Origin of the sequence: Kocuria sp. APC 4018 (assembly GCF_030407675.1) — a bacterium.
In the GTDB taxonomy this organism is placed as follows: Bacteria; Actinomycetota; Actinomycetes; order Actinomycetales; family Micrococcaceae; genus Kocuria; species Kocuria rhizophila.
Genome location: NZ_JASDCY010000021.1, coordinates 33,224 through 39,985 on the forward strand (window position 1 = coordinate 33,224; position 6,762 = coordinate 39,985).

Sequence of the window (6,762 nt, forward strand, 5' to 3'; positions counted from 1 at the left end):
ATGGACGTGTCCACACAAGCGGGGTCGAACCGTGTCGCCCTGCCGCGGTGGGACACGGGTGTCACAGGACCGCACCGTCGTCGTCCTCGGGGGAGTCCTCCGGCAGGGCACGGAACACGAGGAACAGCCCGGCCACGGTCCCGGCGAGACCCGCGCCCCAGACCACGCCGGGCAGCGGACCGGGCAGCACGGTGAGCCCCAGCATGATCACGAGCACCGCGAGCAGCACGCTCAGCGCGCGCAGCATGGCGGGGGACACCCCGCCCGTCACCGGGCCGGGATCGGGATCGTAGACGGCGTCCTCATCGACCTCGTCCAGCTCTTCGGGGACGTCCTCCGGGGGCTGCTCCCGGGGAACCCACTCGAGGTCCTCCGCCCAGGGTTCCATGTCCTCGTCGTCCTCCGGGACGTCGTCCCACGTGTTGGACCGGATGATGCTCTCGAAGGGATCCTCCGATCCGTCCCGGGAGCTCACGCCGTCTCCGGCAGAAGCGGCAGACCGCGGCACACGCGCTGCACGGCGTCCCGCGAGGTCTGTTCCACCAGCGGCGCGTCGTGGTCCAGGGTTGCCACGTGGTAGCTGTCCGGCAGGGGAACCACCCGCACCGGGCCGCGCGTGCCCTGCGCCACGAGGTCCGCGGAGGCACCCGAGACTACGTGGTCCACCTCGGAGCGGAACACGATCGCCGGGGCGGTGACCGCTGGCAGCATCTGCACCGTGCGGTGCATGAGCACGTTGAGCTGCGCCACCGCGGCCAGCGGCGTGCGGTCGTACGCCGACTCTAGGACGGCCTCCTTGCGGATGTCGCTGCCGATCCCCGCGTAGGACGGCACGGCGGTGGCGAGCACCCGGCTGAACCGCGCCGCCCTGTTCACCAGGGACAGCGCGGGGTTCACGAGCAGCACGCCGGCGACCTCGCGGCGGGCCGCGGTGTGCAGGGCGAGGGCCCCGCCCATGGACAGCCCGCACACGACCACGTGCTCGTGCCGCTGCCGCAGCTGCCAGTAGTGCTCGTCCACGGCGTCGCGCCACGCCTGCCACGGCTGCGCCGCGAGATCCTGCCAGTGGGTACCGTGGCCCGGCAGCAGCGGCACACTCACCCCGGGAGCCGCGCCGGCGGCGTCGGTGGCCGTGTGGATCGCCCGGGCCCAGTCCGCCACGGAAGCGGTCGTGGAGCTGAAGCCGTGGAGCACCAGGACCCCCACGGAGGAGGTGCCGGGCAGGTGCAGGGAGTCGTGTCGTTGCAGATCCGATGACATGGCGCCATTGTGCCAGCCGCCGCCACCCCGCATGAGAGAATCGCCCGGGACCGACCGGGATCACTGGACCGGGCGTCCCGCCGAACGGGCCGAACGGGCCCGCGACCCGCGCCGACGAAAGGGCACACGCTCATGGTGTACATGTTCCTCAGGAACTACGTGGTGGCACCCGTGGTCAACAGGGTCTGCCGACCCACCGTGATCGGTTTGGAGCACGTCCCGTCCCACGGCCCCGCGATCCTGGCGAGCAACCACCTGTCCGTGCCGGACACCATCTTCATGCCGGTGGCCGTGCCCCGACAGGTCTTCTTCCTGGCCAAGTCCGAGTACTTCAACACCCCCGGCCTCAAGGGGCGCCTCACGGCGGCGTTCTTCAAGGCGATCAACCAGATCCCCATGGACCGCCGCGGCGGTCAGGCCAGCGCCAAGTCCCTGAGCGCGGGGGGCCAGGCCCTGGCCGAGGGCAAGCTGCTGGGCATCTACCCCGAGGGCACCCGCTCCCCGGACGGGCGGCTCTACCGCGGCAAGGTGGGAGTGGCCCGCCTCGCCCTGGAGTCCGGAGCCCCCGTGATCCCCGTGGCCATGATCGGCACGGACAAGATGCAGCCGCTGGGATCCCGTTTCCCGGACCCCCGCCGCGTCCGGATCACCACGATCTTCGGTGAGCCCATGGACTTCTCCCACCTGAGGGGACAGCAGGGGGACCACGCCACGCTGCGGCGAGTGACGGACGAGATCATGGCCGCCATCCAGCGGCTGTCCGGACAGGAGGTCGCGGACGTCTACGCCACCGAGCACAAGCGCCGGATGGCGGACGGGAAGACCTCCGCACTGCTGGCGCAGGCCAAGGAGGTGGCCCAGGCCACCAGGGACAAGGGCCGTTCCGTCACGGACGCGGTGTCCCAGCAGGCCGGTCACCTCAACGACACCCTGCGCCGCCGTCCGCATGGCGGGACGGACTCCGGGGCGGATGACGGGACCCCTGGCCCCACGGCCTAGACTGGGGGAATGAGTTCCGAGACCCTGCCTGAACAGCTCCGATCCGTGATGACCCCCTCGCCGAGCGCGGCGGACTACCCCGGACTCGACGAGTGGCGGGGAAGGAGCATCGGGCAGCATCCCCAGTGGGCGGAGCACCCGGACTTCGCGGCCACCATCCAGGAGCTGGGCGCGGTCCCGCCCCTGGTCTTCGCCGGGGAGGTGGACACCCTCCGGGAACGTCTTGCCCAGGTGGCCAACGGGGAGGCCTTCTTCCTCCAGGGCGGCGACTGCGCGGAGACGTTCGCGGGAGCGACCGCGGACAAGATCTCCGGCCGCGTCCGCACGCTGCTGCAGATGGCGGTGGTGCTCACCTACGGCGCCTCCATGCCCGTGGTGAAGATGGGCCGGATGGCCGGGCAGTTCTCCAAGCCGCGCTCCTCCAACGAGGAGACCCGCAACGGCATCACCCTGCCCTCGTTCCGCGGTGAGATGGTCAACGGCTTCGACTTCACCGAGGAGTCCCGCGTCCACGATCCCCGCCGGATGCTGCGCGGCTACCACACCTCGGCCTCCACCCTGAACCTGATTCGCGCCTTCACCCAGGGCGGTTTCGCGGACCTGCGGCGCGTGCACGCGTGGAACATGGGTTTCGCGGCGAACCCCGCCTACGCCCGGTACGAGTCGATGGCGCGCGAGATCGACCACGCCGTCAAGTTCATGGCCGCGTGCGGCTCCGACTTCGACGCCCTCAAGACCACCGAGTTCTTCGCGGGCCACGAGGCCCTGCTGCTGGACTACGAGCGGGCGCTCACGCGCATCGACTCCCGCACGCACCTGCCGTACGGAACGTCGGGCCACTTCCTGTGGATCGGCGAGCGCACGCGCGACCTCGACGGTGCCCACGTGGACCTGCTCTCGAGGCTGCGCAACCCGATCGGCGTCAAGCTCGGCCCCGGCACCTCTGGCGACGACGCTCTACGCCTGATCGACGCGCTCGACCCCGACCGCGAGCCCGGCCGTCTCACGTTCATCACCCGCATGGGCGCGAAGAACATCCGGGAGAAGCTGCCCCCGGTCATCAAGGCGGTCGAGGACTCCGGGGCGAAGCCCGTGTGGGTCACCGATCCCATGCACGGCAACACCGTGTCCCTGGCGTCGGGGTACAAGACCCGCAACTTCGAGGACGTGGTGGACGAGGTGCGCGGCTTCTTCGAGGTGCACCGAGAGCTCGGCACGTTCCCCGGCGGCATCCACGTGGAGATGACCGGTGACGACGTTGCCGAGTGCCTCGGTGGCTCGGACCCCGTGGCCGAGTCCTCCTTCGCCGAGCGCTACGAGACGCTGTGCGATCCGCGGCTCAACCACAAGCAGTCGCTCGAGATCGCGTTCCTGGTGGCGGAGTACCTCTCCGCGCAGCACTGACGGTGGTGTCCCCGCGCCGGGCCCCGGCCGTCCGGCGCGGGCGCGTGGGCGTCCTGTGCCGGCGGCCGGTCGGGAGCGGCGCGGGGGCTCAGAGGACGGTGAGCACCACGGTGTCGCCGTCCTCGCGCTGGCGCACCACGCGGTTCAGGTGGGAGCCCACGGGGGAGTCGATCTGCACGGTGTAGCCCTGCTCCTCCAGCGTGGCGCGCGCCGTTTCGGCGTCCTTGCCCACCACGTTCGGGACCGGTCCCTGCGGTGAGTCCGTGGCCACGGTGAGGGACACCTGCGTTCCCTCGTCCACCCGGCTGCCCGCCTCGGGGGACTGGGACAGCACGGTGCCCGCCGGCTGCGTCGAGTACTCCCGGGTGACCCCGCCGAGACCGAGACCCGCGGCGCTCACGGCCGCCCCGGCGTCGTCGGCCGACATCCCGGTCAGGGCCGGAACGTCCACCTGGGCGGGACCGGAGGAGACCAGGAGATTGACCTGCTCGATCCCCCGAACGGTGGCGGACGCGGCGGGATCGGTGGAGATCACCGTGCCCTCGGGCGCCTCGCGGCTCGGGGTGGTGCTCACGCCCACGTTGGAGATCCCCGCGGCGTTCAGCGTGCGCTCGGCCGCCGCGGTGTCCTGCCCCGCCACCGGGGGGACCGTGGCGGAGGCCGTCCCGGGGGCGGAGCCCAGCCACCAGCCAAGGAACGCCGCCACCGTGAGCAGCAGCGCGAACACCACGAGCACGAGGGCCACGTGCAGCGGCTGGGCCGGGGGGTTCAGGCGCACACGCGGCTCGTGCGGCGCGCGGTGCGCCGTGGACCCTACCTTGGTGAGCGCCACCGTGCCCGTGGCATCCTCCTCGTAGGCGGGCAGGATCGGGGTGCCGTGGCCTCGCGGGGGCACCCCGGCGTTCGCGCCCACGACCTCGGTGGGGGCCTCGTGCGGCCCCGTGCCGAGAGCCTCCGTGGGGGCCTCGTGCCACGGCGTCCCCAGGGCCTCCGTGGGAGCCTCCTGCGTGGGGGTGCCGATGGCCTCGGTGGGCAGGTCCTGCACCCCGGGGCTCATGGCCTCGGTGGCCTCCTCCCCGGAGCCGTCCGCGGTGCCGGCGCCGACGGCCTCGGTGGGTGCCTCCTCCGAATGGCCGGTGGGGGAGTGGGAGCTTCCGGCGAGGACCTCGGTGGCCGCCTCCCCCAGGAACAGCGGATCCGCGGGAGCGGGCAGGGAGCGTCGGACGGCGAGGGCGAGGTCCAGAAGCTCGGCGGCGTCCGCGGGTCGCCGGGACGCGTCGCGGGAGGTGGCCCGCAGCACCAACTCGTCCAGGGCAGGGGGCACTCCCGCGGCGATCCCGCTCGGGGCGGGCACGTCCCGGCTCACGTGCGCGGTGGCAACCTGCAGGGCCGTGCCCGTGTACGGGCGGTAGCCCGTGAGCATCTCGTAGGCCATGATGCCTACGGCGTACACGTCGCTGCGCTGGTCCACGGGGCCGTCGCCCACCAGCTCGGGCGCGGCGTAGCCCACGGTGCCCAGCACGGTGGTGCTGGTCGTGTGGTCGTCCACGGCGCGCGTGAGGCCGAAGTCCGCGACCTTCACCTGCCCGTCCGCGGTGAGCAGGACGTTCTCGGGCTTGACGTCGCGGTGCACCAGGCCGGTGCGGTGCGCCCTGGCGAGGCCCCGGAGCACCGGCACGAGCAGCTCGAGGGCGCGGTGCGGGTCCATCGGCGCCTCGCGTGCGACGACCTCGCGCAGGGTGGGTCCGTCCACGAACTCGAGCACCAGGTACAGCACGCCGTCGTCGGTGCGCCCCTGGTCCAGCACGGCCACCACGTGGGGGTCGTGGAGCCGGGCGGCGGCCTTCGCCTCGCGTTCGGCCCGGGTGACGAAGCGGGGGTCGTCCGCGAAGTGCGGGTGCATGATCTTCAGGGCCACGGGGCGGTCGAGGCGCTCGTCCAGGCCCTCGTAGACGGCCGCCGTTCCCCCGTGGGCGATCCGCCGGAGAACGCGGTAGCGGTTCTCGAGCAGGGCCCCCACACGGTGGTCGTTCATGCTGCTACTGGGCAAATTTCCGTTCCTGTGCGCTCACGGCCTTGACGTATGCCTTGGTGTCGGAATACATACCGTACGTGGTCACGCCGTGCAGTCCCTGGTAGTAGGCGCCGATCCCGGTGGCCTTGTCCGGGGCCCTGTCCTGCAGCGCCCGGATGATGGCCACGCCCGCGGTGATGTTGTCCTGCGGGTCCAGCAGGTCCAGGTCGCGGCCCATCATGGCGCAGGCCCAGTCGCCCGCGGCGGGCACCACCTGCATGGTGCCCACGGCGTCCGCCGGGGACACGACGTCGTGGCGGAACCCCGACTCCTGGGACGCGTGGGCCAGCGCGAGGGCCGGGTCCACGCCCATGTCGCGGGCGGTGGCCTCCACCATCTGCCGGATCTGCGCCGGCGGCGGCACGGCGCGCGAGCGCAGCTGCTCGTGGTGCGCGTTGGCCGAGTCCACCACCTCCCGGGGGTACTTGCGGCCCGCGAAGGAGTCTCCCACGGCGGGTTCCTCGTCCGGTGCCGTGGTCCCGGAGCGCTCGGGCGCGGGGGACGACGCCGCCGCGTCCGCCCTGTGCTCGGGCGCCGCATCGGGGGCGGCCCCGGGGATCACGAGGGTGCGTCCGGGGCGCAGCACGTCGTTCGGGGAGAGCGAGTTGGCCCGCAGGAGGTCGCCCACGCTCACCTCGTAGCGCAGGGCGAGGTCCCAGAGGGTGTCCCCGGCGGCCACGCTGTGGTGCGTTCGGGCGGGTGCGGGCGTGGAGCTGCCGCCCGCGGGGGACGGCTTCGGGGCGTTCTTCCCCCGGGCGGGGGCCGCCTCCCCGTCCGCGGGGTTCGAGGTCTCGGGGATGCGCAGCCGCTGGCCGGGGCGGATCATGCCGTGCGCCGGGATGTCGTTGGCGGCCATGAGCTCCGAGACGCTCACGCCGTGCCGGGTGGCCAGGGACCACACGGAGTCCCCGGGGGCGACGGTCACCTGTCCCGCGTGCTGCTGGGCCACCTGGACGGTCTGCGGGGTGGCGGGCGCGGCCTGGGCCGCCCCCATGGTTCCCAGCGCGGGGAGTGCCGTCAGGGCG

At 72.7% G+C, this 6,762-nt stretch carries 6 protein-coding genes; 2 read left to right on the forward strand and 4 right to left on the reverse strand.

All coding sequences use genetic code 11. From position 1 onward, the window contains the following. Positions 1 to 61 precede the first annotated feature (61 nt). Together QL985_RS05820 and QL985_RS05825 are read right to left on the reverse strand one after the other, a co-directional pair. Entirely contained in the window at positions 62 to 475 is a 414-nt protein-coding gene (locus QL985_RS05820; protein WP_144802830.1) for a hypothetical protein, read from the reverse strand. Continuing rightward, a complete protein-coding gene (locus tag QL985_RS05825) occupies positions 472 to 1,260 on the reverse strand; it encodes an alpha/beta fold hydrolase (RefSeq protein WP_144802833.1) in 789 nt (262 codons plus the stop codon). The genes QL985_RS05820 and QL985_RS05825 overlap by 4 nt, the downstream gene beginning before the upstream one ends. Positions 1,261 to 1,392: 132 nt before the next feature. On the opposite strand from QL985_RS05825, the gene QL985_RS05830 reads away from it, so the two are divergent. Together QL985_RS05830 and QL985_RS05835 are read left to right on the forward strand one after the other, a co-directional pair. Beyond that, on the forward strand, positions 1,393 to 2,259 hold the full coding sequence (locus tag QL985_RS05830) for a lysophospholipid acyltransferase family protein (RefSeq protein ID WP_144802836.1): 867 nt from the start codon (positions 1,393 to 1,395) through the stop codon (positions 2,257 to 2,259). Between the two features lie 9 nt (positions 2,260 to 2,268). Then, positions 2,269 to 3,663: a class II 3-deoxy-7-phosphoheptulonate synthase gene (locus tag QL985_RS05835; RefSeq protein WP_144802839.1), complete on the forward strand. Its 1,395-nt coding sequence runs from the start codon at positions 2,269 to 2,271 to the stop codon at positions 3,661 to 3,663. Positions 3,664 to 3,751: 88 nt separating this feature from the next. On the opposite strand, the gene QL985_RS05840 is transcribed toward QL985_RS05835, so the two are convergent. Both QL985_RS05840 and QL985_RS05845 read right to left on the reverse strand, forming a co-directional pair. Then, complete coding sequence (locus QL985_RS05840) at positions 3,752 to 5,698, reverse strand: PASTA domain-containing protein (RefSeq protein WP_144802842.1); 1,947 nt, start codon at positions 5,696 to 5,698, stop codon at positions 3,752 to 3,754. A 4-nt stretch (positions 5,699 to 5,702) separates the two neighbouring features. Continuing rightward, the coding region (locus QL985_RS05845; protein ID WP_290147610.1) for a lytic transglycosylase domain-containing protein at positions 5,703 to 6,762 on the reverse strand (1,060 nt) is incomplete at its 5' end.